Origin of the sequence: Nostoc sp. LEGE 06077 (assembly GCF_015207705.1) — a bacterium.
Classification (GTDB): Bacteria; Cyanobacteriota; Cyanobacteriia; order Cyanobacteriales; family Nostocaceae; genus Nostoc_B.
Map to the genome: position 1 here is coordinate 179904 of NZ_JADEWI010000001.1, position 24733 is coordinate 204636.

General features: G+C 41.5%; 24 protein-coding genes and 1 pseudogene. 13 read left to right on the forward strand and 12 right to left on the reverse strand.

Annotated features, from left to right (window positions below):
* Positions 1 to 63 precede the first annotated feature (63 nt).
* Complete coding sequence (locus IQ244_RS00795; protein ID WP_193889160.1) at positions 64 to 330, forward strand: Precorrin-3B methylase; 267 nt, start codon at positions 64 to 66, stop codon at positions 328 to 330.
* A gap of 66 nt (positions 331 to 396) precedes the next feature.
* Complete coding sequence (locus tag IQ244_RS00800; protein ID WP_193889161.1) at positions 397 to 756, forward strand: hypothetical protein; 360 nt, start codon at positions 397 to 399, stop codon at positions 754 to 756.
* A 134-nt stretch (positions 757 to 890) separates the two neighbouring features.
* Here IQ244_RS00800 and IQ244_RS00805 read toward each other — a convergent pair whose 3' ends face one another.
* The 4 genes from IQ244_RS00805 to IQ244_RS00820 form a co-directional block, all read right to left on the reverse strand.
* Positions 891 to 2210 (reverse strand): NAD(P)/FAD-dependent oxidoreductase, encoded by a 1320-nt coding sequence (locus tag IQ244_RS00805; protein ID WP_193889162.1) that lies wholly within the window; start codon positions 2208 to 2210, stop codon positions 891 to 893.
* 162 nt (positions 2211 to 2372) lie between these two features.
* A complete protein-coding gene (locus IQ244_RS00810; protein WP_193889163.1) occupies positions 2373 to 2531 on the reverse strand; it encodes a hypothetical protein in 159 nt (52 codons plus the stop codon).
* A 466-nt stretch (positions 2532 to 2997) separates the two neighbouring features.
* A complete protein-coding gene (gene mnmE / locus IQ244_RS00815; RefSeq protein ID WP_193889164.1) occupies positions 2998 to 4416 on the reverse strand; it encodes a tRNA uridine-5-carboxymethylaminomethyl(34) synthesis GTPase MnmE in 1419 nt (472 codons plus the stop codon).
* 43 nt (positions 4417 to 4459) lie between these two features.
* Complete coding sequence (locus tag IQ244_RS00820; protein ID WP_193889165.1) at positions 4460 to 5122, reverse strand: class I SAM-dependent methyltransferase; 663 nt, start codon at positions 5120 to 5122, stop codon at positions 4460 to 4462.
* A 584-nt stretch (positions 5123 to 5706) separates the two neighbouring features.
* Between IQ244_RS00820 and IQ244_RS00825 the strand changes: the two genes are divergently transcribed.
* Positions 5707 to 6573: an SDR family oxidoreductase gene (locus IQ244_RS00825; protein ID WP_193889166.1), complete on the forward strand. Its 867-nt coding sequence runs from the start codon at positions 5707 to 5709 to the stop codon at positions 6571 to 6573.
* A gap of 152 nt (positions 6574 to 6725) precedes the next feature.
* On the opposite strand, the gene IQ244_RS00830 is transcribed toward IQ244_RS00825, so the two are convergent.
* Positions 6726 to 7298, reverse strand: a complete 573-nt coding sequence (locus IQ244_RS00830; RefSeq protein ID WP_193889167.1) for an HD domain-containing protein — start codon at positions 7296 to 7298, stop codon at positions 6726 to 6728.
* 252 nt (positions 7299 to 7550) lie between these two features.
* Between IQ244_RS00830 and IQ244_RS00835 the strand changes: the two are divergent.
* Positions 7551 to 7781 (forward strand): annotated as a pseudogene (locus tag IQ244_RS00835) (CRISPR-associated endoribonuclease Cas6); the annotation flags it as partial.
* A 364-nt stretch (positions 7782 to 8145) separates the two neighbouring features.
* On the opposite strand, the gene IQ244_RS00840 reads toward IQ244_RS00835, so the two are convergent.
* Positions 8146 to 10362 (reverse strand): alkaline phosphatase family protein, encoded by a 2217-nt coding sequence (locus tag IQ244_RS00840; protein WP_193889168.1) that lies wholly within the window; start codon positions 10360 to 10362, stop codon positions 8146 to 8148.
* Between the two features lie 154 nt (positions 10363 to 10516).
* On the opposite strand from IQ244_RS00840, the gene IQ244_RS00845 reads away from it, so the two are divergent.
* On the forward strand, positions 10517 to 12829 hold the full coding sequence (locus IQ244_RS00845) for a GAF domain-containing protein (protein WP_193889169.1): 2313 nt from the start codon (positions 10517 to 10519) through the stop codon (positions 12827 to 12829).
* Positions 12830 to 12832: 3 nt separating this feature from the next.
* A complete protein-coding gene (locus IQ244_RS00850) occupies positions 12833 to 13465 on the forward strand; it encodes a response regulator (protein WP_193889170.1) in 633 nt (210 codons plus the stop codon).
* 351 nt (positions 13466 to 13816) lie between these two features.
* Here the strand turns inward: IQ244_RS00850 and IQ244_RS00855 are convergent, their stop codons facing one another.
* Complete coding sequence (locus tag IQ244_RS00855; RefSeq protein WP_193889171.1) at positions 13817 to 14017, reverse strand: hypothetical protein; 201 nt, start codon at positions 14015 to 14017, stop codon at positions 13817 to 13819.
* 665 nt (positions 14018 to 14682) lie between these two features.
* Here IQ244_RS00855 and IQ244_RS00860 point away from each other — a divergent pair.
* The 4 genes from IQ244_RS00860 to IQ244_RS00875 all read left to right on the forward strand — a co-directional run bounded on the left by IQ244_RS00860 (position 14683) and on the right by IQ244_RS00875 (position 17998).
* Positions 14683 to 15129, forward strand: a complete 447-nt coding sequence (locus IQ244_RS00860; RefSeq protein WP_193889172.1) for a DUF6640 family protein — start codon at positions 14683 to 14685, stop codon at positions 15127 to 15129.
* Between the two features lie 223 nt (positions 15130 to 15352).
* Positions 15353 to 16099 carry a nickel/cobalt transporter gene (locus IQ244_RS00865; protein ID WP_193889173.1) on the forward strand — a complete coding sequence of 249 codons (747 nt, stop codon included), beginning with the start codon at positions 15353 to 15355 and terminating at the stop codon, positions 16097 to 16099.
* Between the two features lie 84 nt (positions 16100 to 16183).
* Positions 16184 to 16747, forward strand: a complete 564-nt coding sequence (locus IQ244_RS00870; RefSeq protein WP_193889174.1) for an antibiotic biosynthesis monooxygenase — start codon at positions 16184 to 16186, stop codon at positions 16745 to 16747.
* 162 nt (positions 16748 to 16909) lie between these two features.
* Complete coding sequence (locus tag IQ244_RS00875; RefSeq protein ID WP_193889175.1) at positions 16910 to 17998, forward strand: alkene reductase; 1089 nt, start codon at positions 16910 to 16912, stop codon at positions 17996 to 17998.
* Between the two features lie 38 nt (positions 17999 to 18036).
* Here the strand turns inward: IQ244_RS00875 and IQ244_RS00880 are convergent, their stop codons facing one another.
* Positions 18037 to 19263 (reverse strand): OFA family MFS transporter, encoded by a 1227-nt coding sequence (locus IQ244_RS00880; protein WP_228058653.1) that lies wholly within the window; start codon positions 19261 to 19263, stop codon positions 18037 to 18039.
* 237 nt (positions 19264 to 19500) lie between these two features.
* Between IQ244_RS00880 and IQ244_RS00885 the strand changes: the two genes are divergently transcribed.
* On the forward strand, positions 19501 to 20412 hold the full coding sequence (locus IQ244_RS00885) for a cation diffusion facilitator family transporter (protein WP_193889177.1): 912 nt from the start codon (positions 19501 to 19503) through the stop codon (positions 20410 to 20412).
* Positions 20413 to 20564: 152 nt separating this feature from the next.
* Here the strand turns inward: IQ244_RS00885 and IQ244_RS00890 are convergent, their stop codons facing one another.
* Positions 20565 to 21386 (reverse strand): alpha/beta fold hydrolase, encoded by an 822-nt coding sequence (locus tag IQ244_RS00890; RefSeq protein ID WP_193889178.1) that lies wholly within the window; start codon positions 21384 to 21386, stop codon positions 20565 to 20567.
* A 410-nt stretch (positions 21387 to 21796) separates the two neighbouring features.
* Between IQ244_RS00890 and IQ244_RS00895 the strand changes: the two genes are divergently transcribed.
* Positions 21797 to 22117, forward strand: coding sequence for a hypothetical protein (locus tag IQ244_RS00895; protein ID WP_193889179.1), 321 nt, complete (start codon positions 21797 to 21799; stop codon positions 22115 to 22117).
* Between the two features lie 128 nt (positions 22118 to 22245).
* Positions 22246 to 22647 (forward strand): fasciclin domain-containing protein, encoded by a 402-nt coding sequence (locus IQ244_RS00900; RefSeq protein ID WP_015115052.1) that lies wholly within the window; start codon positions 22246 to 22248, stop codon positions 22645 to 22647.
* Between the two features lie 237 nt (positions 22648 to 22884).
* Here IQ244_RS00900 and IQ244_RS00905 read toward each other — a convergent pair whose 3' ends face one another.
* The 3 genes from IQ244_RS00905 to IQ244_RS00915 form a co-directional block, all read right to left on the reverse strand.
* Entirely contained in the window at positions 22885 to 23139 is a 255-nt protein-coding gene (locus IQ244_RS00905) for a hypothetical protein (RefSeq protein WP_193889180.1), read from the reverse strand.
* A gap of 107 nt (positions 23140 to 23246) precedes the next feature.
* The gene (locus IQ244_RS00910; RefSeq protein WP_193889181.1) at positions 23247 to 24317 is read right to left on the reverse strand and encodes a pentapeptide repeat-containing protein; all 1071 of its coding nucleotides are present in this window, start codon (positions 24315 to 24317) and stop codon (positions 23247 to 23249) included.
* Positions 24301 to 24717 (reverse strand): hypothetical protein, encoded by a 417-nt coding sequence (locus IQ244_RS00915; RefSeq protein ID WP_193889182.1) that lies wholly within the window; start codon positions 24715 to 24717, stop codon positions 24301 to 24303. Before IQ244_RS00915 ends, IQ244_RS00910 begins: the two co-directional genes overlap by 17 nt.
* Positions 24718 to 24733 lie beyond the last annotated feature (16 nt).

The following is a 24733-nucleotide window of genomic DNA, read 5'->3' on the forward strand; positions in this document are numbered from 1 at the left end:
AATACTTCGTCTAAATCGCTACGATAGCATTAGCAATCACTTATAGAATTCCTATATCCTCAAATGGCACAGCACGAAACTCCACTTGTAGGTGAAGCATTAATTAAAGAAGTCTGTCGGCGAATTCGGGTAGCCCGTAGCTATTGGGATGCTCATAACAATGCTGCTTGTCGGGGTGAGCGTGAACGCGCATTAGCTCTTTACAACAAACTGACTAAAGAAGAAAAAGAGCAGATTCCACAAGTGTTGCGTGTGTGGTTGCGTTATCGGAGCGAGAAATACTTCGGTAAACACAGAACACCACCTAAGTCGGGACGAAAATCAAAGTAGTCGTCTTTTATCATTCTATTTGGATTTAGTAATACTTTTGTTCTATTCAAGTTTTGAGAAAACTGTATGAATAATTCATTGCCAATAAAATCAGGGTTACTACTTGTTATTCTGACAACAAATTTAGGAGTTTATTCTCCTGTACAGGCTGGAACTAATCAGAAGATAGCCCAAAAACCACAGTACATAAATCACCCAATAAAACAAGTGAAGAAACAATCGACTTCTCAAGAACTCTGGGAAAGATTTAGACAACGACAAGATGAAAATAGACTACAACAACAACATCGACTCGAACAATTTCGTATCGAAAATCAACTCAGGCAACAACAGTTTGAGCCATTGCTAAGAGATAGAATCAGGGAACAACAAAGCCAAGAAATAGAGACACTCAGATTACAACAAAAACTGAGAAATCCGCAATAAGCTACTTTGGCAATGAATTCAATACTATATCTATAGCAGTCCTATTTCCTGGGTGAAAAAACAAAGTACATTTGTACGTCATTCTTTCCTATTCCCTGCCTTAACAAGTAGTTTTTACAACTAATTTAGGATTGCTATTGTACATTAACAGTTTTTGCTTCGACAAAAGCTTCCCGCCCTGTAATCAATCTAGAGCGACGATTACGAGTAATATAATTCCATGCCCACTGAAATACTACTAGTAATTTAGTGTCAAACTCGATTAAGAAGTAGATGTGAATTAATAGCCAAAATACCCAAGCAACGAAACCTTGGAGTTTGATTAAGCCTAAATCTACAACAGCTAAATTTTGCCCAATCATTGCTAAACTACCTACGTCGTTGTAATGAAATTGGGGCAAAGTCTGACCTTTAAGCCGTCGTTTAATCAGTTTAGCTACATACTCTCCTTGTTGTGTGGCTACGGGTGCTACACCAGGTAAGGGTTTACCATTTTGATGGGAGAAGTTACCTAAATCTCCAACTACAAAAATGTTTTTATAATCCCTGATACTCAAGTCTGGTTCTACAATCACACGTCCGGCGTGATCACATTCTACACCTGTACGTTCTGCGAGAACTTGTCCCATTGGAGAGGCTTTGACACCTGCTGCCCACAATATAGTTTTTGAGGGAATTTCTTTTACTTCACCATCTTTTTTGAAGGTAACGATGTCATCTTCAATATTTGTTACGCGGGTTTTAGTTTGGATAACCACACCCAACTTTTGCAAGGATGCTGCTGCTACTTCTGACAACTCTGGTGCAATGTGTGGGAGGATGCGATCGCCCCCTTGCAATAGTAAAATTTTTGTTTCTGAGGTGTTGATGCTGCGAAAATCTTCTTTGAGGGTTTTGTATGCTAACTCGGCGATCGCACCTGCTAATTCTACACCAGTCGGGCCACCCCCTACAATCACAAAGGTCAACCAAGCACGGCGTTTTTCGGGATCATTTTCGCTTTCTGCTGCTTCAAATGCACCAAATATCCGGCGACGCATTTCGATAGCATCTTCAACAGTTTTCAAGCCAGGAGCAACATCTTTCCAGTGATCTTTACCAAAATAAGAATGGTTAGCACCTGTAGCGACAATTAATGTGTCATAAGGAACTACTTTATCATCCAAAATAACTTGTTGCGCTTTTGGATTAATGTCCTTGACTTCTCCTAGCAACACTTGTGTATTCTTGCTTTTGCTAAATACGGCTCGTAACGGCGAGGAAATGTCCCCAGGTGATAAAGTACCTGTGGCAACTTGATATAAAAGTGGCTGAAATAAATGAAAGTTACGTTTATCGATGAGAGTAATACTTACATTGGCTTTCCCCAGAGTCTTTGCTGTATATAGCCCACCAAAGCCACCACCGACAATGACAACTTGATGTAGTGCATTCTTATCACCTGAGACTTCCATAAAAATATTTCCTTGTGTTAAGAGATTTGTAACTTTTCTTAACAAAGATGTAACAGAATTATGATGCGATTGCCGTCTATTTAGAACAATTTACAAAACACAAAAAGTAGTCAAAGTTATAGAGTTAATCCTCCTACTGTCATTAAGTAAAAAATGACCATCTTAACGAGTTAGGTTTATTTGTGACGAACTAATTAAACCTTCAAAATCCTTAATCGGTGGCGTACCGAACATCCGAAAATATGCGCGGCTGAACTGTGAGAAATTTTCATAACCCAATTGATAAGCAGCATTAGCTCCATCTGATTTTTCTGTCAACATCAGACAACGCACTTCTAATAGTCTTAATTACTTTTGATGTTACTTTTTTAAAATGGTGATGGAAAGATGAAACTGGCAGTAAAACGGCTAAATAGACCACAGAAAAAGGTGGTATTGGCTGTTAAAAATCTATTATGTTTACTTTGATTCAAAGTAGGACAAAGTATGATTGCTGTGAGATATTTTGCATTCTTTGTACTACTATTAGCAGGACTATTATCATCAATGAAACAAATGAGTCTTGCATTAGATGAAGGAAATCTTGAGCGCTTCACTCTTTGGACAAGTATTGCTTCTTTCATTGCCGGCTTACCAATTATACTATGGTGAATTTTCAACCAACATTCCGCCAGTAATCATCCCTAGCGCATTCAAGATAAAATTTCCATAGCACATTGGGGAATTGTTACAGATAGCCATGCGGTAAAAACGACGGGAAAGTACTTTGAGTATAATGTAGTTATTTTTATTTACCAATACAGAATCGGCTAAAAATTCGCTCTAAAACTGACTCGGTAACTTCTTCGCCAGTGATTTCTCCTAATGCTTGAATTGCACCACGCAAATCAATTGTCCAAAAGTCTAGAGGTAATTGTTGGGTAATTGTAGCTTGTACTTGTTCTAAGGAGATTTTCGCTTGGGTTAAAGCGGCTGCTTGTCTTTGATTAATGGCTAAATCCATATCAGCCGCTTGGATTGTTCCGAGTTTGACTTTTGCTAAAATAGCTGTTTCTAAATCATCAATGCCTTGATTTTGAGAAGCGGCTGTGAAAATCTTCGACTGGGGATTTTGGACTTCGGCTGCGTTCAGTCGAACGATTTGGGATTGAAGAAGTTGGCTTGCAGTTTCGTCAACTAAATCAATTTTGTTAATGACTAAAATTAAAGGACGATGTTGTACTTGGGCGTAAATTTCTTGGTCGCCTTCAGTCCAACCCGCACTAGCATCGATGGTGAACAAGACTAAATCGGCAGCATTAGCCGCACGGCGCGATCGCTCTACGCCGATTTTTTCTACTTGGTCGGCGGTTTCTCGAATGCCTGCTGTATCTAGCACTTGTACAGGAATTCCGCCCACAACTAATTGGGATTCTACAATATCGCGGGTTGTGCCGGGTAAGTCGGTAACAATGGCGCGATCGCTCCGGCTCCAAGCATTCAACAAGCTTGATTTGCCCACATTCGGACGACCGACAATTGCCACTTTTAACCCTGTACGCAACAATTCACCTTTATCTCTTGTGGCTAATAACTGAGTAATTTCGGCGGCAATCTTGTCAATTTCTGAGATAATGCTCTTATCATCCAGCGGAGGTAAATCTTCCTCAAAATCGATTCTGGCTTCAATTTCAGCCAAAATATCTAAACAGTTGGCGCGTAACTGGCGGATGGGATGAGCTAATTTTCCTTGTAGCCCAGCTAAAGCAGTTTGGGCAGCTTGGGCAGATTTCGCACCGACTAAATCAGCAATACTTTCGGCTTGGGTTAAATCTAGTCTGCCATTCAAAAACGCCCGTAAGGTGAATTCTCCCGGCTGTGCTAATCTTGCACCATTTTCCAGACATAATTGCAAAACCTGTTGAACAGCAATAATCCCACCATGACAATGAAATTCCACCACATCTTCGCGTGTGTAGGAACGCGGTGCTTTCATTACTAGTAGTAAGGCTTCATCTACAAGTTTTTGGGTTTGGGGATGGCGAATATAACCGTAGAGAATGCGGTGGCTTTCCCAAGCTTGCTTTCCTGGTGCGTGAAATAACGTTTGGGCGATCGCCATTGCGTGGGAACCAGACACGCGCACAATACTAACGCTACCTTGTTGGGGGACAACAGCAGTAGCGATCGCGGCGATGGTTCCAGTGGTAGCAAAGATTTCTGACATTGTTTATTTATCTCACACAACGGCGCAAAGGTCTTTTTGAGAGTTAATTCTTACGTACTAAGGTCAAGCCGTCGGCAATTGGGATTAAACTGAGGGTGATGCGGGAATCTTGATGGAGTTTTTGATTGAAAGCGCGGATTTTTTTGGTGCGATTGTCTTGTACTTGGATATCTGCAACTCTACCCGACCATAAAACATTATCAATAGCAATTAATCCACCCGGACGTATGAGTTTTAGCGATCGCTCATAGTAACCATCATAATTACTTTTGTCAGCATCAATGAACGCAAAATCAAAAGTTTCGGCTTCACCATCTGTTAACAGTCGGTCTAAAGTCTCCATTGCTGGGGCGAGATGTAAGTCTATTTTCTCGGCGACTCCCGCTTGTTGCCAATAACGACGAGCGATCGCGGTAAACTCTTCACTAATATCACAAGCTACGACTTTGCCTGTTTTTGGCAATGCTAACGCCACAACTAAAGTACTATAGCCCGTAAATACGCCAATTTCTAAAGTTTTCTGCGCTCCAATTAACTGTACCAGCAAAGACATCAACTGCCCTTGTTCTGGTGCAATTTGCATTCTCCCCATTGGATGTTGGGCGGTTTCTTGGCGCAGTTGCGTTAATATTTCCGCTTCTCGCACCGATACAGATAGTAAATATTCATATAAATTTTCTTCCAAACCCAACGTTTGAGTAGTCATCAAGATAAAAGGCGCTGTAATTGGCAATACATAGTAATTTTAAATCACTCTGCAAATATAGCGTTTCCGACTCTGGTGAGGTACAAAATTACCCCTCCCCAACCCTCCCCTTGGCAAGGGGAGGGTGCACGAAAGCGCGGGTGGGGTGTATTTAATGTGCTTAGGAATTGCTATAATCTCTCATTCTCTCTGCGTTCTCTGTGTCTCTGCGGTTGTCAATATTTTGCTGAATATATTTCCTCCTCCAGATTGAGTCACCAGAAAATCTGGTTCCATCTTCAGAGTGATTAATCCTCCAAAATTAATAGCTAACTTAAAAACAGATAAAGAGACCTAAATTCTTTATCGATAGTAAAGTTGTGTACTTTGTTTTCCGTGGTCAGATTAAGAGCATGTTTCGGGTGTGGGGAGATTTAATGTCAGTTGAATATATTTGGCTAATATCCGGGGTAAAAATGCACCAGCTTACTATATGTAAGTGAAAGCAAAATCTATCAGTGAACCTTGGCTTGAGTTTTCGATCCAAGGTTTATTTATAGGCATTTTAAATCCAGGAACACAACAATAATATCAGGAAAAATTTCATGCCAGCATCAACACAAACAGAAAAAATACAACCACCACAGCAACAAAAACCACCTGGAACTGAATCTCAAATGCAGCCAAGACCGAAAGCTGAAGATGAGCAGTATCGCGGTAGTGGTAAATTAAAAAATAAGGTTGCATTAATTACAGGTGGAGATAGTGGAATTGGTCGTGCTGTAGCGATCGCATTTGCTAAAGAAGGCGCAAATGTAGCGATTGTTTACCTGAACGAACATGGAGATGCGACAGAAACAAAAAACTTGGTAGAACAACAAGGTAGACGGGCGTTAACTATAGCAGGTGATATTACCGATGAAGCTGTTTGTCAAAAAGCTATAGAACAAACGCTAGGTGAGTTTGGTAAACTGGATATTTTGGTAAATAACGCCGCCGAACAACACCCCCAACAAAGCATTGAAGATATTACCAAAGAACAGTTAGAACGGACGTTCCGCACGAATATTTTCTCAATGTTTTATCTGACAAAAGCCGCATTAAAACATTTGAAACAAGGCAGTTCTATCATCAACACAACCTCAGTAACTGCTTATAAAGGTAGCCCTCAACTATTAGATTATTCTGCAACCAAAGGTGCAATCGTCGCTTTTACTCGTTCGCTATCCCAAAATTTAGTCGAGAAGAAAATTCGGGTAAATGCTGTAGCGCCAGGGCCAATTTGGACACCATTAATTCCCTCGACCTTTCCTGAAGAAAAAGTCGAGACATTCGGTAAACAAGTCCCAATGCAAAGACCAGGACAACCAGAAGAAGTAGCACCAAGTTATGTATTTTTAGCGTCTGATGATGCTTCTTACATTTCTGGTCAAGTCATTCATGTAAATGGCGGAGAAGTTATTAACGGTTAATTAACAAGAAGAAGTAGAGACGTTGTATACAACGTCTCTACAACGACCGATAAATTACAATCTTCATTAAAGAAGAGTATTATAATTGAACATTATTCTGGCTCCCTCTACATGAAATAAATCATCCCGAAATTAGACAACGCCACAAATTTTTAACTTGCATTGCCGAGTTTTTGAATGACTCGTGAAAACTCCTCTGTCAGAAAGTCTGAGCCAGTTGCGAGATAAACTTGCTCTAACTGTTGGTAAAACCAGATAGTTCCTTCTTTTCCAGCTTTAAACTCTTGCCAAATGCCGTTACCATATTGGTGTGAGTCTGCTAATAATGACCTAGCATTGTGTAGTTTATCGGCCAAAGATACCAATCGAATTGAAGGTGAAGCAGAACGCAGATTTTCTAAATACCTTTTTTTCCGTTCCTCCCAAGGTGGTTTCGGGTATGTGTCCGATTCTGTGCAACCATCGACTATGGTAACGACTGTCTCACCGAAACGCTGACGTATTTCTTCACGGGTAGATTTTCCGCCTTGGTCTTCAATACTATCATGTAGTAAAGCGGCGATCGCCTCTTCTTCAGTTCCGCCAGCTTCTAAAACAAGTGCGGCGACACTCAGTAAATGACTGATGTAAGGAACGCCGCTAATTTTGCGGGTTTGATTAGCATGAAGACGAGTTGCATAAACTAATGCTGATTCAAATTTGGCTGTTAATTGTACTGTATTCATAATCAATCTTGATGATAAAGTTGAAATTCTTTGGCAACATCAGCCGCAATACTTTGCTTTAATTTGTAAGAGGATGTCTGAAAACTTTTTGGTGTTGTATTTGAGACTTGTAGATCCCCCTAAATCCCCCTTTTTAAAGGGTAATTTGATTTATTTTCCCCCTTTTTTAAGGGGGGCTAGGGGGGATCAAGCACAAGATTTAATACTTCTCAGACATCCTCTAAGGAAAGATAACTTCACATTGAGGTACTTAATATATTGGCAGAACGAATTGAAGAACTCACAGAATTATTTACAGCCCAACACAAACGTCAAGGGGGCGATCGCACTGATAAAATTGCCTCTACATGGGCAACTATCTTAGCTTGTCGAGAAATGGGAGAATCATTAGAGGCGATCGCTGATGATTTACAAATGCGACCGGAAACGGTGAAAACCTATGTCAAATTAGCGCGGAAAGCTATTAAGCAGCAAGGGGAGTAAGGGGATAAGAAACTTCCGACTAAAAAGATATATAGCAGAAAGCAGAAAGTATAAGGAAAAGTCTTACTATTCCTGGCATTCAAGCTTTCAAATTGTCCTAACATATCTGACTACCGCTATACTATCTTGGTATCACATTGTGAATGTACCAAGTCACATTGTTAATGTGTCGCCTCACATTGCGAATGTACCAAGTCACATTGTGAATGCGTCGCCTCACATTGTGAATCTATTAAGTCACATTGTGAATGTGTCGCCTCACATTGTGAATGTATTAAGTTAAATTGTTGATGTGTTATCTTACATTAGTTTTGTTTGTTGGGTTTCGCCATCGCTCCACCCAACCTACTTTTCTATAAACCCGTCACCTATCACCTCTTCCCTTGATATTCAGTGCTTGACCCTGAACTGTGGGAGCGGAGGGAACATTGAGTAAACTGTTAATAGTTGGAGCAATATCAATATTGCGAATTGTGCCGATATTGCCACGACGCTGAATGTCAGGGCCAGCAGCATAAAAAATAGCGCTAAGACTTGGTATTGTGGGATCATAACCATGCGCCCCGTAAAAATTTGGTACAGAAAATACAGCGTTATTGGTGTCTCCCAAACGGGTGACGATGGGGCTTTGTATACCGTCAAAGTTATATCCCTCGCGCATAATTGCAAACACATCACCAGTATCTTGACCCACAAATTCGCTTGTACCTAAACCAAATTTTGGATCATTGACATTGGTGGGTAATGGGCGCGGGTAAATTAAATCAAAAACTGCTTGTTGTCTTCCCCGCAAGTAATTAGGATTGTTATCTACTAATTCTCGCAACGCCGTGATTAGTTGCTGTTGCAGAGTAATATATTCTGCGCGACTAACAACACCGTTGGGTTCACGTCCTTGAAGATTAATATAAATGTTGGCGGCTGGCCCTGATGTGACAGCGCGGACTTTAGTTAAATCAAAGCCGCGATTTCTTAAGTAGTTATTTAAATTAACGGCTGTGTGAAAAGGGGCAAAGCCGTGATCGGAAACTACTAAGATATTACTGTTGGGTGTGCCTTGGCGATTTGTCCCCACTGCGTTGATAATACGCTGAACGGCATTATTAGCAGCTTGATAACCATTCTGGATGTATGTTCTATATCGCGCAATTTTAGCTCTATCTTGTCCTGCGCCAATGGATAATGGATTTGTTGGATCACTAGGTTGACGACGGTTAGTTAAAAGAAACTGGTGTTCTGAGCCATCTGGTTGTTCAATATAAACCATGACTAAATCTGCATTGGGATTTTGGTTAATTGCTCTCAATGCTAGTCGTGTTTGATAATCAACAAATAGTTCCACTTGGTCTTCGTAAATTGCTTCTAGTTCGCTGTCGGGGAAAGTTGTAAATCCTGGACTGAGGCGTTCTGTAATCCGAAAATCAGCTTGAGGAGACCAAAAACCAACGTTACTAAGGACATCATCGACAGTAGTTTGCACTGCGGGATTGCGGGGAATTGCATTAGCAGAATAACGCGCAATGCGAACAGTACTCAAGTCTGGGGCAAGATTGCTGACGTAAAACGCTGTACCTGCTTGATTAGAACTACCTTCTAGATAAAATAAACTAGATTTGCGATCGCGCACTCTCACATAAGCCGGGCCAGTTGCAGGTAAACTAAAATTATCTGTGGGAATCCCAATCTGAGCATCGAAAAATACTAATGTGTCATAGTTGCTGCGGCGATCGTTAGTTGTATCTAGTGCTGCAACTTGAATATCATAATTGACACCACCAACAGTAAACTGATCATTTAAACTTGCTTGTAAAATGGGACTGTAGGAAATTCTACCTGCGTTATTCAGTTGAGTAACTATTTGACTAGCAGCAGAACTAAAGTTAGCAGTAGTTAAACTAAAACCTCTTGCACCTACCCCCGCAAACGCCCCAAAGGGAACGGTGTAAGAGACAGTTCTTGTGCTGGCGGGTTGAATAATTGGGCTATTAGTTAAACCTGGAACTGTGACATCAACGCCATCTGCGCCGGGAAAGGTAGCCGCCACAACTTGCTTACCATTGCGCTGAAGCCCAACCCAAACAGGTTCTGCTGTTGGTTGTACACTGGCGCTAGGGCCGATTGTAGAATAACCGCCAATCGGTGCGCCAAAACCACTAATGTTAGAGGTAAAGGGACTGGCAACCAAATGAAATGTATTAGAGTTAATATCATTGCGAGCCGCTGTCGAACCTGTACCAATGGCTACGTGACAAGCCGCAGTTAAAGATGCACTGCAAGTAATATTTCTTTGGGCATACACACCTTGTCTTTTGAGTAATCCTAATCCTTGGCGGCGATTTAATACACCGTCTTTAAGATACTGCTCGACAAAATCTGGTGTGGCACCATCCAGGGAAATTAAAATTACTTTGGGGCTGGGTGTATTAGCTACTGGTTGAACCGCGATAGAATGCACACTTAAACTTAGGAAAAAAGTCACCAGCACCACAGCAGATAAGCGCAAAAATAACTTATGTCTAAAAGTTTGCCTTAGCCATTGCCATGTTTGATTTATGCCATAAAATTTTAAATACTTGCTCACTTGTCCTCCGTTAGTTTACGACCGTCACTTGCATCGGATGATTGCAGATCAAATTTATTGACGGTAAGTTAACGAAAGACTATGAAAATCTTAAGCCGAGAATTCTCTCGAAATTCAATTTGATAGATGAATAGACAAGGGAGACAAGGGAGAGATGTTAAAACGCTCTAACTTGGGCGATCGCATTTTAGAAGCCACAGCTACAGCGGTGAATGCTTTACTCACCATCGATAACTTTGATGAAGCGGTGAATACGGCTTTGCAAGTGATGGGAGAAAGTTTAGATTGCGATCGCTTGGGTGTGATTGAACATTTTCCGATTTCATCGTCTACTTTACCAGGTTGGCGATCGCTTTATGAGTGGAATGCAGCGAATATAATTGCTCAAATCTCCCATCCCACAACAGCCCAAGGAACCTACGCCGGAATTGAAGAATGGTATCAACAACTGCACGAAGGTGAAACTATTAGCTGTTTGCTAGAAGAAATGCCAGAACCGTTTCGCAGTGGACAAGCCGCAATTGGTGTAAAAGCACTGTTCGCTGTGCCGATTTTTGTCGAAGAACTATTTTGGGGAATTTTGAGTTTTGATCACTGTCGTCAAGCCAAACACCCCAGCACCGCCGAATTAACATTGTTAAAAACCGCCGCCGCTTGTATTGGTAGTGCAATTCAGAGTCAACGCATCCGCCAAACCAAACAAAAACGCACGGAAGAATTAGCAAGAGTTAACCAAGAGTTACAACAGCGCGATCGCCTCTTGTCTGTAGTTGCTCAAGTTACAAAAAATCTTCTAGACACGGAAGATATTGATTTAGCAATTCCTCAAGCTTTACAAGCGATCGGCACAGTCGCAAACATGAGTCGAGTGCAAGTTATCCTCGAACGCCAAAACCCAGCCACCCAAACATTACAACACTGCATCACCTATGAATGGGTAGCGGAAGGTATCTCTGCCCAAATTGATCATCCGACAATGGCAGTCATTGAGAATGATGATGCCGAATTTTTGCTGAGAGAACTATATGTAGGTCGTTCTATGTGGTATATAGTTGATGACTTGCCCCATCCCATCAAAGAGCAATTTCAATCACTGAACATCAAATCATCTGGCGGCGTACCCTTATTCATCGAAGGACGCTACATCGGTTGTGTGGCTTTTGATGATTGTGTCACGCCGCGCCATTGGACTCAGCAAGAAATGGATGTCCTCACCACGGCGGCGGAGGGAATTGGAGCCGCACTGCATCGCAAACAGTTGGTGGCACATCTGATTCAAGAACGCGCCAGTACTGTAGAAAAACGAGTCGCAGAATTAGTCAGAGCTAATGAATCACTACGTGGCTGTGTAAATCGCCTGGCAGATGAACCAGATTTAGAAACCTTCTGGGAACATATTTTACTAGAAGCCTCCGCCCAAGCTAAATCCTATGCCGCCGCTTTGTTTCTGTATGACGCATCAACTAACACTAGCCTGATGAAACGCTATGTCAAAGAAGGTAAAGTAATTCCCATTCAAACAACCCCTGAAATGGCTCAATTTCGTGTGCCAATTTCGGGAAATATTTTTTCTTATTGGCAAGAGGCGCTGTTTAAAGGCGAGGTCATTTTTTTTAATGTTGAGGATGACAAGAAACTCCTAGGCTCAAGGATTAAATGGCATCGCGCTCAAGGACATCGGGCAATTGTACGTGTACCTTTAATTTTAGGCGATCGCCCCTTGGGATTCATTGGTTTGTGTTTTCGAGAACCCCGCACTAGCTTACCGCCAAATATTGAATTGATCATCGCCCTAGCACAGCAAGCCACCTTAGCTATTCATTTAACTCATCTCGCGGAACAAAGTCGTCAAGCGGCAATTTTAGAAGAACGCAATCGGATGGCACGAGAAATTCATGATACCTTAGCGCAAGCCTTCACTGGTGTCATCGTCCAATTGGGTGCAGCCTCCCGCATCATTCCCCAAGATTTACTAGAAGTACAAGAACACATCACCCAAGCCAGAGAACTAGCGCGAGAAGGTTTAGCCGAGGCGAGACGTTCGGTAAATGCCCTACGTCCCCAAATTTTAGAAACGCAGAATTTGCCCGCAGCCTTTCATCACCTAGTAACGCAGATGTCGGCGGTGATTGATACTCAGATTATCTGCAAAGTGATTGGGGAAACTTATCCCTTGACAGTCGATATCGAAAACAACTTGTTACGCATTGGCCAAGAAGCATTGACAAACGCCATTAAACACGCTTCTGCCAGTGAGATTGTGATTGAATTGGTGTATGAACCGACGCAATTTATCTTACGGGTGAAAGACAATGGCCAGGGATTTGCGCCAGAGAGTTTAGCTGTGATTAAAGGTTTTGGCTTGATGGGAATCAAAGAAAGAAGCGATCGCATCCAAGCCCAATTAACCATTAAAAGTTTGCCACAACCAGGCACAGAAATTACCATCCTGATTCATCGAAAATAAACCATGACTAACAACAATCCCATCCGCATCTTGATTGTTGACGATCATCCCGTCGTCCGCCAAGGTTTAGCCGCCATGATTGATCGCGAAGCAGATATGACAGTTGTCGGACAGGTTTGTAATGGATATCAAGCAGTAGAAATATTTCGCCAACTGCAACCTGATGTCACCTTAATGGATTTACGAATGCCAGAAATGGACGGAGTTGCAGCCATTACCGCTATATGTAGAGAATTTGCCAATGCTAACATCATTGTACTGACTACCTACGACGGCGACGAAGATATTTATCGCGGACTCAAAGCCGGAGCAAAGGGTTATTTACTCAAAGATGCAGAACCAGATGAATTACTTTTAGCCATTCGCATCGTCAACACCGGACAAAAATACATTCCTACTTCCGTCGGCGCTAAATTAGCCGAACGAGTGGGGATATTGCAACTCAGCAGTCGGGAACTAGAAGTTATTCGGCTGATGTCCACAGGTAAAACCAACCAAGAAATTGCGGCGGTATTGCAGATTTCCGAAGGAACTGTGAAATATCACGTTAATCATATTCTCAGTAAATTGGGCGTGAGCGATCGCATTCAAGCAGTCATCACCGCCCTCAAACGTGGGATTGTCACTTTGCAATAAAGAATGCGCTGATTAGCAGCATTAATTACCGCAGTTTGACTCAGATTCAGAAAATCTTCTAACCCCCAAAAAATTTTTAAGGCGTTAGATTTTCATAATACTGGGCAGAGATTGAGTACGGATGCAGTTAACGTTTTTGAGGGAGTGAAGCACAATTAGCAAGTAACATAATAGTATATAGAAAAGAAGAACGCCTAGCTAGAAAAGCGTTGTTCCTGTTCCCTTAAAAAGATGCTGATGTAGTTTTTTTGACAAATAGGTGGCATTCTTGAATCTCTGGAATTTTCTCAGTTTTGGGGCGCTAATACTTTCTAGCTTGACCTTTGTACTGTTCCTGCTTTCACAACAAAGTTACTGGCTAATGCGATTATTTTTTGCTGTGGCTGTTCCAGTAGCCACTCCACTAACTTTGTTGGCACCTATATTTGCAATTGCAATTTTCCTATCGTTTCTAGTAAAAAAAAATCGCTGGAAAACGACTACTGGGAAAATTATTCTGTGGATATGTGTATTTGCATTGTCCAGTTTCAGCTTTTTAGGAGCAGCTTTCACAACGTATGATATTGCTGCTAGTGCCAGTTTTAACAACCAAAAATATTATCTAATCAAATTTTTTTACATTGACAATTACGAGTATAAACTGTATTCCTGCGAACCACTTGGTTTATTTTGTAGCCGCTCTTCAGGATATATTGGGATTCCATATCAGCATGAACCTATTTACCTTCACTACAACTCAAAAACAAATACACTTTACATCCAAAACCTCAATCAGACTATCCAAATACCAGATTAACGGCGTTGCATAATAAGAATATGAATTAGGGTGAATCTCTATGAAATGTCCACGTTGTGATTCAAATCATAAATTTATTGATGAGAATTGGCTTTTAGATGTAGATTCTCCAATGCTTGTGAAGTGATCTGGCTAATTTTTGGCAATTGAGCAGAAGTAAAAAACAACCAAGCATCACCGAAACACCTTATTTATACTTCAGACTTTTTCCACTAGCCAAAAGTTAAGGTCATATCCCTATCTCTTAGTTAGTCATCAACTCACCTTGTGGTCTATGTAAAACTTCAACTTTGGACTAGGGACAAATGTTAACTGATTTTATAAAGTAAACCATAGATGTTGAGAGCCATACCGAGAGTGATGTTCGGGGTTTTGCTGTTAAGTTCTATACCGAAGAAGAGAATTAAGACATAGTAATACCATGTCAAAACAAAAACTGAGCCGGATTTTGCTTTCAGTTGTAATTGTGAATACAGCAGTGGTTTCTGTAGCTGTTGATTGGAATGCCACCCATATCTTCAATCCCACTTGGGTACCTCATGCCCGATTCCATGATGTAGTGATGTTGTGGCTACTTAGTAGTTTATCGGTAGTTGCCCTCTGGTTACTGTGGAGGCGATCGCTAGAACCAGATATCAGTGTGACTGTTGCAACTTTAGTTCCTGTACTTTTCTGGACACCTTTTTTCTTCGCAACCTTATTAGTTCCTGGTACTAGCCTAAGTGCATTACCTGATGAACCCCTACCCTTAATTGTTGGGATACCAATTTATCCCAACGTTGTCGTTGCTACCATTAACGAAATCTTAGCAGCAATCAGTTATTGGCTCTACCGCAGTAGCCTCAAGACATCTACAAAAATTATCTAGCTGGTTCAGAGTATATGTCTTAAGTAGTTGTACAAATTTAAATTTATTAGTAGAGGTAGGGAACAGAAAAAGAAGATATGCAATTAACTCTGTGTGAGTACTTACTTGTGTTTAGGAACTGACAATTAAACACATATCCCATTATTCACGGACAAAGAAGACAAGGGAAATAGAAGTTTTGTTAAGGAAACGAATTGAATAATTTATTTTTTGGAGTACCCTTGTGCTATCTGGATTACTGATTCTGTATTTAGAAAAACCAGTACTGGCTCATATTGGACATGGCGAATTTTATACCAAAATCTTGATTCACCAACAGCTAACTCCAAGTTTGATCATCACGGGATTGGGTATAGCCTTTCTATTTGGAGCCGGACACGCCCTTTCACCAGGACATGGCAAAACAATGGTAGCTGCTTATCTTGTTGGTTCGCAGGGAACACCAAAACAGGCGCTAGTATTGGGACTTGTCACCACCATCACTCATACACTAGGAGTTTTTATCTTGGGACTTGTGGCTTTGGTGGCTGCACAGTATATCTTGCCAGAAACACTATATCCAATTCTCGGTTTGCTCAGTGGTTTAACTGTATGCGGAGTTGGTTTTTGGCTCTTAGATGAACGCCTGACTACTCATGAACACACACATAAGCATCATCACCATCATCCACCAACCAAATCCCTAATTGCATTAGGAATTGCCGGGGGTATTGTACCTTGTCCCTCGGCACTGGTTTTATTATTGAGTGCGATCGCTTTGCATCAAGCTGCTTACGGTGTAGTGTTAGTTAGTGCATTTAGCCTCGGATTAGCATCGGTGTTGGTGGCGATCGGGTTGGTTGTTGTTTATGCTCATCAATGGATAGATCATTTACCCAACAGTGCTAAACTGCTGCAAAACTTATCGATGGTGGGTGCTGTTGGCGTAATTGTCATAGGTGCAGCATTAACCGCAATTTCTGTGATTTAGAGCAGTCAAAGCTTGGCAATACGTTTGCAATATGGCGGTGGCAGAATTTTTGGCAGTGATTTTGCCGCTTGAGGATGACAAATTATGAAAGAACCATGTCAATACCCATCTCCTGGTGTGATTGCGATCGCTCGTCGTGTCAAACCAGGGTTAGAAGAAGCTTTTGAGGAAGCAACCAAAGGCGTGATTCTAGCAGCCAGCACCTTTCCCGGCTATATGGGGAGTGATGTTTTATATCCGCTAACTAAAAAAGGCGAGTGGCAGTTAATTTTGCGGTTTGACACAGCTAAACATTTACACGAATGGGAAGAATCTTTGATTTGTCAAGGTTGGATTGCCCGCGCCGAAGCTCTCACAGTAGATGGAGCCAAGGTTATGCGTGTCAACAGCCTAGAAGCTTGGTTTGCTCTCCCAGAAATACCCAATGCCTTACCACCACCCAAATGGAAAACTGCGATCGTCAGTGCAGTCGGTCTTTATCCCGTGATTTCGATTCTGCCGAATCTTCTCACACCCATTACCAGTGTCCTACCTGTGTGGATAGCTAGTCTGGTGAATATTAGCATCATGATGCCCTTGATGACTTGGGTGATTATGCCCCAGGTAACACGTTTGTTTAAAGGTTGGCTTTATCCATCCAAAAGGTAATTAAGTTATATGGTTAGGACTTACGCATAAAAACGAAAAATCAAGGGTTGTGGAGAGGATGACGGGATGTATGTATCTAAAACCCTTACACCCAGTCTCCACAGAAAATCTTTGTGCGTAAATTGTAATGGTAATTTCTCAATCACAAAGGACACAGAACAAATGACCAACAATCAAGATTTATTCTCACCCATCCAGCTTGGTGGCTACACTTTACCCAACCGAATTGTTATGGCTCCGATGACGCGCAATCGGGCTGGGGAGGACAATGCACCAACGCCACTGAATGCTACATATTACGCTCAACGTGCCACGGCTGGGTTGATTGTCACCGAAGGTTCGCAAGTATCACCCCAAGGTTTGGGTTATCCCGCCACACCAGGAATTCACTCTCAATCACAGATTACAGGCTGGCAAGAAGTGACAAAAGCAGTACATAGTGCAGGTGGCAGAATCTTTTTGCAACTATGGCATACAGGACGCATTTCTCACCCTTCCTTACAAGCAGATGGCGCATTACCTGTAGCGCCTTCTGCGATCGCACCTGCTGGTAATGCCATGACTTACACTGGTGATCAACCGTTTGTGACACCTCGCCCATTGGATTTAGATGAGATTCCCAGTGTGATTGATCAATTCCGTCAAGGCGCGAAGAATGCCCTAGAAGCTGGTTTTGATGGTGTGGAAATTCACGGAGCTTTTGGGTATCTAATTGATCAGTTTTTACAAGATGGTGCTAATCAACGTAGCGATCGCTATGGTGGTTCCATTGAAAATCGGGCGCGGTTTCTGTTGGAAGTAACAGAAGCAGTGTGTAGCGTTTGGGGTTCAGGGCGGGTAGGCGTGAAACTATCACCCAGCAACACATTTAACGATATCCATGATTCTGATCCGAAATCAACCTTTAGCTATGCGATCGCTGCCCTCAAGAACTTTAACTTAGGATATCTGCACTTAATGGAACCCACACCCGCAGATATTCGCCACGGTGGGAAACCAATTCCTGTAGCTGCGTTTCGCCCTTTATATCCTGGCGTGTTGATTGCTAATGGTGGTTACGATAAACAAAAAGGTAATGCTGCGATCGCAAATGGCATTGCAGACTTAATTTCCTTTGGTGCATTATTTCTCGCCAATCCTGACTTACCCAAACGTTTCCAATTAGATGCACCCCTAAATTCAGGCGATCGCCATACCTACTACGGTGGTGATGAGAAAGGTTACACAGACTATCCTTTTTTATCCTCTTAGTGCTGAGTAAGAAAAAAGTACTCAGCACGATAAAAACCCTAATTAGCTTGGCTAATCACAGAACTAGAAAAACTACGTTTGAGCATAAATACAGACAACACAATTCCTAAAATTGCCAGTGCTGTAGTTGGATAAAAGAAAACCGTATAACTGCCAAATATATCTCTAATTCTGCCAGCTAACAAAGTTCCGCCCAAAGCCCCTGCACCGTAAGCTGTGAAAACTAGACCGTAATTTTTGGCATAGTCGGCGGAGGAGAACAAAATTAAGGTGGTGGTTGGAGCGATCGCTAACCAGCCACCAAAAGAAAAGTAAAATAGGGAAAACGCTATTAAATAAGTAGTGACAGTTCCTTGGCCAGCTTTTAGCATCATCAGCGACGCAACTAATACTAAAGTAAAAGAAACAATTGCTGCTAACTTCGGACTAAAACGGTCAGTAAACCAGCCAAAAAATATCCTGCCTAAAGCATTAAATACTGCAAATAAAGAAACTGTACTTGCGGCTGTAGTTGCATCTAGTTTAATGATTTCTTGAGCTAAAGGACTAGAAATACCAATTGCTGCCAATCCTGAGAATGTGCCGATTGTATAACAAATCCACAAACCGTAAAATGCTGGCGTTTGCAATATCTCAGAATTGGTGAGTGATGTACTTCCCTGAACTGAAACATTGGGATTCCACCCGGCTGGTTTCCAATCTTGGGGGGGTGGTTGCAACACAGTGGCGATCGCTAAAATAATCAGTGTAAAAGCTATACCTAAAATTACGAAAGTTTGCCGCACTCCATAACTATCAATTAGTGATTTAGCCAAAGGTGCGGTAATTAATGGCGATAGCCCAAAACCAATCACAGTTAAACCAACTGCAATACCTTTTTTATCAGGAAACCACTTAGCTATTACGGCTAACGGTACACCATAAACTATACCTACACCCGCACCAGCAATTACACCATAGGTCAAAGCCAGTACTTGTAAATTGCCGTTGAGACTAGACAATATATAACCAAGTCCCATAATTACACCACCAACTGCGGTGATTCTCCGAGTACCGAAGCGGTTGATGTAAAAGCCCGTAATGGGCATCAATATGGCAAACACGATTAACAAAACCGTAAATGGCAACAAACTTTCTGTTGCGTTAATATTCAGTAATTTCTCTAAAGGTTTTCTAAAAATACTCCATGAATAAACAGTGCCAAGGCAGAGTGACACCGTTGCCCCAAGCGGGATCAGCAACCATCTGCCTTTTTCTACGGGCATACCAAAAAGCCGCATATATTACATCTATCCTGTAGAATTATTTTTTCAACAGTATCTCACCTTTTGGTCTGGAAAATAATTTGACCCCATGCTTTTCCCACAATCTTCTAGTCTTTCTTTTGACTTTTGCCTTGTCTTACCAGCCTGTGTTTAAAAAAACCTAAAAGTCTGAAGATAGATAAAACTAAAGGCTAAATTTGTTACAGTTACGTAAAAATTACAGTTAAGTAGTTTGAGATGAGTAGCCCAACAGCCCGTTCTTACGCTTTCTTATCAATTGCAGCCGCAGTTGTGACTATTGTTTTAAAGTTTGGGGCTTACCTATTAACAGGTTCAGTCGGGCTACTGTCTGATGCCATTGAATCATGTGTAAATTTATTAGCTGCACTAGTGGCATTATGGGCATTAACTTATGCAGCCAAACCAGCCGATGCCGAACATACCTTTGGGCATTCTAAAGCCGAGTATTTTTCGAGTGGTGCTGAAGGTGCATTGATTGTCGTGGCGGCTATGAGTATTGCAGTCGAAGCTTGGGGAAGGTTGCAGCATCCAGAACCACTGAATCAACTGGGATTAGGGCTAGTCTTGTCATTATTAGCCACAGTAGTGAATGGTGTGGTGGCTGTTGTCTTACTCAAAGCCGGAAAACGCTTACGTTCAATTACCTTGCGAGCAGATGCTCATCACCTATTAACTGATGTCTGGACTTCCGGTGGTGTGATATTGGGAATTTTTCTGGTGCAGGTAACAGGTTGGTTGATACTTGACCCCATCATTGCCCTATTGGTAGCAGTTAATATTGTTTGGGCTGGATTCCGTTTGCTGCGGGAAACATTTTTTGGGCTACTGGACACCGCTTTACCAAAAGAAGAACAAGAAATTATCCGACGGATATTTAGCGAGTACGAACATCAAAATATTCAGTTCCATGCAATGCGCTCTCGGTTAGCGGGGACACGTCGCTTTATTTCCTTTCACGTTTTAGTACCGGGAGCTTGGACAGTGCAGCAAGGACACAATTTATGTGAAGAAATTGAGTTAAAAATTATTCAAGCCCTGCCAGGAAGCAGCATTATCACCCACCTCGAACCTGTAGAAGACCCAACATCTTGGAATGATTTGGAATTGGAGCGTCCAATTAACCAGTAGTCCAAAAAATAGGTAATTAATTAATAATGTAATAACTGTAAAATGAGGTTTATAGATATTGCGATCGCCATTTAATCTTGGTTGAGAAGTTTGGCAGACGTTAACAGTAAAACATCTGCCATGCTTGATGAGCAGTACTGACTTTCCTCAGTTTAACTCTGGAGGAATGCCAGTAAATCGCTATTAAACTTGTCTCGATGGGTGCTAAATAATCCGTGGTCTGCGCCTGGATAGACTTTAAGAATCGAATCTTTGACAATTTGTGCAGAAAGTAAAGATGAGTTAGCTAACGGCACAATTTGGTCATCGTCACCATGAATGATCAGTGTTGGCACATCAAACTTCTTTAGATCTTCAGTGAAATCGGTTTCGGAGAAAGCCTTGATGCAGTCGATCGCACCTTTAAGACCAACCTGCATACTCCATAGCCAGAACTGTTCTCGTACACCTGGGGAAACCTTGGCAGTCGGACGGTTTGCACCATAGAATGATTCACTCAGGTCTTTGTAGAACTGAGAGCGATCGCTCGCCACACCTGCGCGGATGTTGTCAAAGACTTCTAGCGGTAATCCACCAGGATTCCCTTCAGTTTTGAGCATAAGTGGCGGTACTGCACCCACTAACACAGCTTTAGCCACGCGATTTGTCCCGTGGCGACCAATATAACGGGCAACCTCACCACCTCCAGTAGAATGACCAACTAAGACAACATCTTTTAAGTCCAGCGTCTGAATCAGTGTCGCCAGATCATCTGCATAGGTATCCATCTCATTGCCGTTCCAAGGTTGGCTGGATCGGCCATGTCCGCGACGATCATGGGCGATCGCCCGATAACCATGATCTGCCAGAAAAACCAATTGCTCGTCCCAAGCATCAGCATTCAGAGGCCAACCGTGACTGAAAACCACAGGTTGTCTTGTACCCCAATCTTTGTAATATATCTGCGTGCCGTCTTGAGTTGTGATTATACTCATCCTTTAGGCTCCTTGCTTCTCCATCGGAATACAAAATTTGCCCTCGATAAAGTAACAATTATTTCATCATTTGCGTTCATCCTCTTCTATCGGCGGTTAATTCTTGTTTCCGTAGCTCACTAAGTCAGGAATCGCTATAAGTGGGTGAGTCTCGGTGTACTTGAATCTGGCTTTCAATTAGTTTTTGAAGCTATTGAATAATTCTTATTCAGCTTTTATCGGGCAAATATTGCTAATAATTTAGATAAGTAACTTTCTGTAAAACAGTAACAATTGTTGCTAATAAAATTAGTAGTTGGCGATAGGATTTTTGGATTATCCTTGACAAATCTTTAACAGCTTGGCTAAAACTAAGACCAAATAATTAGATTTTCACCTTTGAGAAAACTTGATAGTGCTGACAACAAAAAATGACGAATTTGAATGATTTCCAAAAACTAATCGCCATTGCAAATGAACATGGAATTACTTGCCATGCAGCGCCCGAAGAGTGTTTAGTTGCATCCTTACCGGGAGATGATGATTTTTTATTAGCTTTTACTTGGTCTAGTGCAGTACAGGGAGAGACAGCAGAGCATGGACTAATAGCAATTAGCGTACAAGATATTACTAAAGAAATAACTGTTGCTGCTTGGCAGATTCCTACTTATTTATTTAGCAATGTCTTAAGACAGGCACAGATGCTTGTGACTGCCCATAAAGATTTTATGCTAGATAAAAATAATACATAGCTAAAAAACTATACATAGCATTCTGGTTACTGAAGATTCTTTTAATTAGGTATGTATCTAAAGGTAGATACTATCTAATGGCAAAAAGCTTACCGTTGTAACGAAATGTGAAGGAATAAATCAAAAATATGGCAGACATTGTTGATACTGCTGTGAATGCTGGTTCTTTTAATACTCTAGTTGCTGCGGTTAAAGCTGCTGGTCTAGTAGATACTCTCAAAGGAACTGGCCCATTTACTGTTTTTGCACCGACTGATGAAGCATTTGCAAAGCTTCCAGAAGGTACAGTAGATTCATTGCTCAAGGATATTCCAAAGCTCAAGAAAATCCTGACTTATCATGTAGTTTCAGGTAAAGTGTTGGCAGCCGATGTAGTGAAGCTGAAGTCAGCTACCACTGTTGAAGGTTCTGACGTAAAAATCGATGCTTCAAATGGTGTCAAAATTAATGATGCCAATGTTGCTACACCAGATGTTGCTGCTGATAATGGTGTTATTCACGTCATTGATACAGTGTTAATTCCTGCATAAGCAAAAGCTTGATAGGTGACATACTCCTACACTGTATGCTACTGCATACAGTGTAGGGTTTTCAGTAAATACAGCTATTGCTTGGGAGATTAACTGAGCTTTAAGGGCATTAGTAAATTTGATTATTGAGTTTGTTTGGTGTAAAAAGAAACTATGCGACAGGCGATCGCACAATTGTAAGCAAAGTTAATACTTGATTTCAAAATCTGTACATATAGTAGCGATCGCACTATATTCCTAAAACTGAGACAGCAGCCTATTGTCTGGATCTAACTCTTGGGTCTTACCTGCACGAAATTTAGCGATCGCCTCAGATGCAAGTTTAGCGAGTAAGTCTAGGGAACTGGCAAAAGCTTGATCCCAACGGCATTCATCTTCTAGTTCTTCTAAAATCATAGCTGCGATTTCTACGGACAGCTTCGCTAACGCATCTTGCTCATCAGTGAGTAAAGTTTTCAATCGGGATATTGCGTATTCTAGTAGCTCACTCATAGCTGTCTATGTTGAATAAAATCCTACTATCAATTATCTCTGTTTAGCTTTATTTAGGGGTATAAGGTTGCGATCGCCAAAAGTAATTAGTGTAGCAGAGATGAATATTAACTTCTCATTGAAGTCAGAACATCTGAATCAGGGGATTTTCTAAAAATAGCTCCACGAGAAATTAGATCAGCTTTGTCTTTTTCAGTTAAGCCACGATTTTCTCCAAAAATAGTATTTTCTACAATCGTACTGGTAAAATCAGCTTCACTAAGGTCTGCACCGGTAAGATCAGCATAGCTAAGGATAGTATTAAACAGATTACTTCCACAAAGATCCGCCCTGTAAAGTTTAGCTCCGTTTAGATTTGCTTCATGAAGGTTAGTTCCACTGAGGTCAGCACCAAGAAAGTTGACTCCACTAAAATTAGCACCACTTAGATCGGAGCCACTGAGGTCAGAGCCAATAAAATTAGACTCATTAAGATAGGCTCTACTAAAATTGGCTTCACTAAGATGCGCCCTACTGAAGTTGGCTTCATTAAGGTAAGCTTCACTAAAATCAGAACCACCAATATGCGCTCTGCTGAAGTTAGCTTCGCTGAGGTTGGCTTTACTAAAATTTGCTTCACTAAGGTTAGCTCTGCTGAAATTAGCACCAAAGAGATTGGCCTCATAAAAGTTAGTTCTACTGAGGTGAGCATCTCGAAAATCAGCATCTTGAAGTTCAGCCATATCAAAATTAGTCTCACGAAGATTGGCTTCACGAAAATCTGCTCCAGAGAGATTAGCTCCAGATAAGTCAGCACCACGAAGATTAACTTGACTGAGATGGATCTCTGTTGATGTTTGTTGCCTCCAAAGATTCCATTCAGGAATACTACGCTGCAACAATGCTACTAAAAATTCCCTACTGATTAAAGGTTCTAAGTTCTGATTTGATTGTTCTTCAGTTAACTCAAACGCTTGTTTACTTACTTTGGAATAGTTGCGATTTTGCCTGTATTCATCCCAAGCTACAAAAATAACCGCAATAAAAATATATAGCGTTAGCCAAGAGGATGGTAAACGACCTCTGGTTACTAGTAGTAAGACCACAAAACCAAGAAAAACTATTACAACCTGCTTCAGTAGTGATTTCAGATTAACTTGAAATTTTGTTAGTGTGGGTAACTTAGGGCTTTCCAGCACGTTTACCTCCCTTCTTCGCAAGAAGTTGGTTTATATCTGACAGAAAGCGGCTAATTATCCGGCCTGCTAGAACAATCCAAAGACAAAAATCGGAAGCAACAATGATAAAACAGGCATAGCGGTTAACTCCAAATGGGCTTTCCCCCATACAAGCATCAAATCCAGAAAACTCTTTTCCTAAAATGAAAGTTCCAATTAAGCTGGGAATATGGAGTAATAGACTGAGTGCGATCGCATCCTGTACAGATTCGTAAAAAGTTTTCCATAAGTCACCCATCACAGCTTTACCGACGACATCAATAGGGTCTAAAACTGTTGTTAGAAGTTTCTCCGCCTTTTCGCGTGGTGTCAGTTGTGTCTTGGATGGAGAAGAACTAGATGGAGTCTGTGATGAAGACATGGACAACACCAAGAAT

Bases quoted from the DNA above. Each gene is read 5' to 3' on its own strand.
- IQ244_RS00915 (WP_193889182.1), bottom strand. From the start codon at position 24,717: ATGTCTTCATCACAGACTCCATCTAGTTCTTCTCCATCCAAGACACAA.
- IQ244_RS00870 (WP_193889174.1), top strand. From the start codon at position 16,184: ATGAAAGAACCATGTCAATACCCATCTCCTGGTGTGATTGCGATCGCT.
- IQ244_RS00845 (WP_193889169.1), top strand. From the start codon at position 10,517: ATGTTAAAACGCTCTAACTTGGGCGATCGCATTTTAGAAGCCACAGCT.
- IQ244_RS00825 (WP_193889166.1), top strand. From the start codon at position 5,707: ATGCCAGCATCAACACAAACAGAAAAAATACAACCACCACAGCAACAA.
- IQ244_RS00880 (WP_228058653.1), bottom strand. From the start codon at position 19,263: ATGCCCGTAGAAAAAGGCAGATGGTTGCTGATCCCGCTTGGGGCAACG.
- IQ244_RS00810 (WP_193889163.1), bottom strand. From the start codon at position 2,531: ATGTTGACAGAAAAATCAGATGGAGCTAATGCTGCTTATCAATTGGGT.
- mnmE (WP_193889164.1), bottom strand. From the start codon at position 4,416: ATGTCAGAAATCTTTGCTACCACTGGAACCATCGCCGCGATCGCTACT.
- IQ244_RS00875 (WP_193889175.1), top strand. From the start codon at position 16,910: ATGACCAACAATCAAGATTTATTCTCACCCATCCAGCTTGGTGGCTAC.
- IQ244_RS00900 (WP_015115052.1), top strand. From the start codon at position 22,246: ATGGCAGACATTGTTGATACTGCTGTGAATGCTGGTTCTTTTAATACT.
- IQ244_RS00890 (WP_193889178.1), bottom strand. From the start codon at position 21,386: ATGAGTATAATCACAACTCAAGACGGCACGCAGATATATTACAAAGAT.
- IQ244_RS00820 (WP_193889165.1), bottom strand. From the start codon at position 5,122: ATGACTACTCAAACGTTGGGTTTGGAAGAAAATTTATATGAATATTTA.
- IQ244_RS00830 (WP_193889167.1), bottom strand. From the start codon at position 7,298: ATGAATACAGTACAATTAACAGCCAAATTTGAATCAGCATTAGTTTAT.
- IQ244_RS00885 (WP_193889177.1), top strand. From the start codon at position 19,501: ATGAGTAGCCCAACAGCCCGTTCTTACGCTTTCTTATCAATTGCAGCC.
- IQ244_RS00805 (WP_193889162.1), bottom strand. From the start codon at position 2,210: ATGGAAGTCTCAGGTGATAAGAATGCACTACATCAAGTTGTCATTGTC.
- IQ244_RS00905 (WP_193889180.1), bottom strand. From the start codon at position 23,139: ATGAGTGAGCTACTAGAATACGCAATATCCCGATTGAAAACTTTACTC.
- IQ244_RS00860 (WP_193889172.1), top strand. From the start codon at position 14,683: ATGTCAAAACAAAAACTGAGCCGGATTTTGCTTTCAGTTGTAATTGTG.
- IQ244_RS00800 (WP_193889161.1), top strand. From the start codon at position 397: ATGAATAATTCATTGCCAATAAAATCAGGGTTACTACTTGTTATTCTG.
- IQ244_RS00850 (WP_193889170.1), top strand. From the start codon at position 12,833: ATGACTAACAACAATCCCATCCGCATCTTGATTGTTGACGATCATCCC.
- IQ244_RS00895 (WP_193889179.1), top strand. From the start codon at position 21,797: ATGACGAATTTGAATGATTTCCAAAAACTAATCGCCATTGCAAATGAA.
- IQ244_RS00795 (WP_193889160.1), top strand. From the start codon at position 64: ATGGCACAGCACGAAACTCCACTTGTAGGTGAAGCATTAATTAAAGAA.